Origin of the sequence: uncultured Rikenella sp. (assembly GCF_947628055.1) — a bacterium.
In the GTDB taxonomy this organism is placed as follows: domain Bacteria; phylum Bacteroidota; class Bacteroidia; order Bacteroidales; family Rikenellaceae; genus Rikenella.
The window spans coordinates 1-2,612 of sequence record NZ_CANQYJ010000170.1 but is presented as its reverse complement, the minus strand read 5'-3'; the positions used below and the strand labels follow the sequence as shown (position 1 = coordinate 2,612).

The window sequence follows — 2,612 nt, the reverse complement described above, 5'->3', positions numbered from 1 at the left end:
GTGGGGAGACCAATTCCCCGCCGCTCTTTTTTCCGTATGCCAACCATATTTGTGCAAGATTAAAGTAGATAGTTCCGAATCTTATTACGCGGATCTTCCTGTTTCACATGCTCGCTCAGAATGCTGTATGCCGTGCGCATGATCTGTTTGTCGGTCGCCACGGAGAGCAGCCCGTTCCGCTTCTCGATCACGATCAGGTCGTCATCCTCATAAACGATGCGCAGCATCGGATGCGACACCGCCTCTCTCGCCCGACCGAAAGCGATCTCCACCCGGTCGCCCGGAGCCAGCGGCGTATCGAACTGAGTGGTAATACATCCGTTAACCGAAACCTGCCGGTGAGCCAAATACGATTTGACCGTCGTCCGGCTGCGATCGGAAAAATAAGCGAACAGAAACGGGAGTAAGGTTCCCGATTCACGGATCACAAGGCTTTCGGCTTCGGCATTTTGCTTTTTCATACGCGCAAAGATACGAAATCCCATGGCATGAAACTTGTTCACTTGGCGGAACAATCGATTATATCCGAGAACTTATTTTATTCACTAAAACTTGAATGTATTATGAAAACTTTCAACGCTTTATTGATGACCGCTGCCGTCGGGCTTTCGTCTTTGGGTGCCTGGGCCGACAATCCGGTTTCCGCGTCGGCCGACAACCCGCAGCGGAGGCCGCACGACAAGCGGAACACGGTGTGGATCATCGGTTCCGATCCGCGAACCGACGATGTGTGGATACTCAAGGGAAAGGCCATCGACATTTATGCGAACACCGTTAAGGAGGGGTTCCAACAGTCGGGCGTACCCAATTTCATTATCTCGGATCGGGCCAACAAAGCGGTTTTCGGGATCGGCGGATTCGTCAGCTTCCGCACGGCTTATGACTGGAGCAATGTGATTCAGAACAAGGATTTCGTGACTTACGACATCCCGATGGTGAAAACGCCCACCAACAAGCAGCGCCTGCTGATGGATGCCGGCACTTCGCGCCTGTTCTTCAAGACGATCGTCAACACCAAAGCCCTGGGACAGATCGAGACGTATATCGAGACCGATTTCCGCGGCGGAGACAATGTATTGCGTCTGCGCGAAGCGTATGTCTCGTTCAAGGGGCTGACTTTCGGTCAAACGGCTACGACGTTCGCCGACTTGCAGGCTGCGCCGAATACGATCGATTTCCAGGGGCCGAATGCCTATACTTACAACCGGAATCTGATGATCCGGTATCATTTGCATATCAGTCCCAGCTGGGAATTTGCCATTGCGGCCGAGATGCCGGGCGTCAGTGCCACCACTCCGACGCAGGCGGCGTATGTGATCCCGCAGCGGGTGCCGGACATTCCGCTCTATTTCCAGTATAACTGGAATCAGGGACGCAGCCATCTGCGGGCTTCGGGTTTGCTGCGCACAATGAACTATTACGATAACATCGGCCAGCACACACAAACCCAATTGGGCTGGGGGGCGATGCTGAGCGGCAATATCGCTCTGTGCAAAGCTGCCAATTTCTTCGGCCAGATCGTTTACGGGGAAGGTGTCGAGAATTATATCCAGGATCTGAACGGAAATGGCTACGATCTGGTGACTGACCCGAATCGCCTGGGCCGTCTGCAAACTTTGCCTGCTATGGGCTGGCTGGCGGGAGTACAAATGAATTTCTCGGAAAATTGGCAGATGAATGCGGCTTACAGTCAGGTGAGTGTGTGGGACAAGAACAATTATTTCGCTCAGGCTCCGGATACTTACCGTTTGTCGCAGTATATCGTCGGAAACTTGTTTTACAACATCTCGCCGGCGTTCAATGTGGGGGTGGAATACCTGTACGGTACGCGTAAAAACGTAAATGGGGAGAAAGGCCATGCCAACCGGGCTCAGATGAGGGTACAGTTCAATTTCTGATTCCTGCTCGCTGTCGGTACGCACACAAGAGAAGGTCTTACAGCCTTCTCTTTTTTATTCAACTATTGTACGATTAGAGGTAATGACGTGATGAACGATGCGGTCGGGATAATAATTTCAATTTAACTATTGTACGATTAGGAGCCTGCCTCAGTCATGGAGCTACCGCCGTCCGAGTGGATTTCAATTCAACTATTGTACGATTAGGAGCAAGGCGGGCTCGGGCCGGGTGTCACGAATATGCATTTCAATTCAACTATTGTACGATTAGGAGGCCGGGCCGGTCATATAACTGTTGTCCGGGTTGATATTTCAATTCAACTATTGTACGATTAGGAGATGGCCGCAATAGCTTGACCAGTCTTTCCGAGGCCATTTCAATTCAACTATTGTACGATTAGGAGCAGCTTCACAATCGCTGCCAGCGAAACGGATTACACATTTCAATTCAACTATTGTACGATTAGGAGTCGAATTGGCAAGATTGACTGCTGCCGATGGCATCGGGATTTCAATTCAACTATTGTACGATTAGGAGTTTCCCTGACCGACCGTCTGCTCGCCTCTTATGGATTTCAATTCAACTATTGTACGATTAGGAGGGCCTCCAGAATCGACAATAGTCTGTATAAAATCGATTTCAATTCAACTATTGTACGATTAGGAGCTTGTTTGAATACTCGAGTTTATGAGCGTGATTTTGAATTTCAATTC

At 50.2% G+C, this 2,612-nt stretch carries 2 protein-coding genes and 1 CRISPR repeat array; of the genes, one reads left to right on the top strand and one right to left on the bottom strand.

Features of this window, described 5'->3' with window-relative positions; all coding sequences use genetic code 11:
- Positions 1–59 precede the first annotated feature (59 nt).
- On the bottom strand, positions 60–461 hold the full coding sequence (locus Q0Z93_RS10105; protein ID WP_298065176.1) for a hypothetical protein: 402 nt from the start codon (positions 459–461) through the stop codon (positions 60–62).
- 102 nt (positions 462–563) lie between these two features.
- Between Q0Z93_RS10105 and Q0Z93_RS10100 the strand changes: the two genes are divergently transcribed.
- Positions 564–1,898, top strand: coding sequence for a DcaP family trimeric outer membrane transporter (locus Q0Z93_RS10100; RefSeq protein WP_298065173.1), 1,335 nt, complete (start codon positions 564–566; stop codon positions 1,896–1,898).
- 50 nt (positions 1,899–1,948) lie between these two features.
- Positions 1,949–2,565: a CRISPR direct-repeat array (repeat unit 30 nt; unit sequence ATTTCAATTCAACTATTGTACGATTAGGAG).
- Between the last annotated feature and the right edge of the window lie 47 nt (positions 2,566–2,612).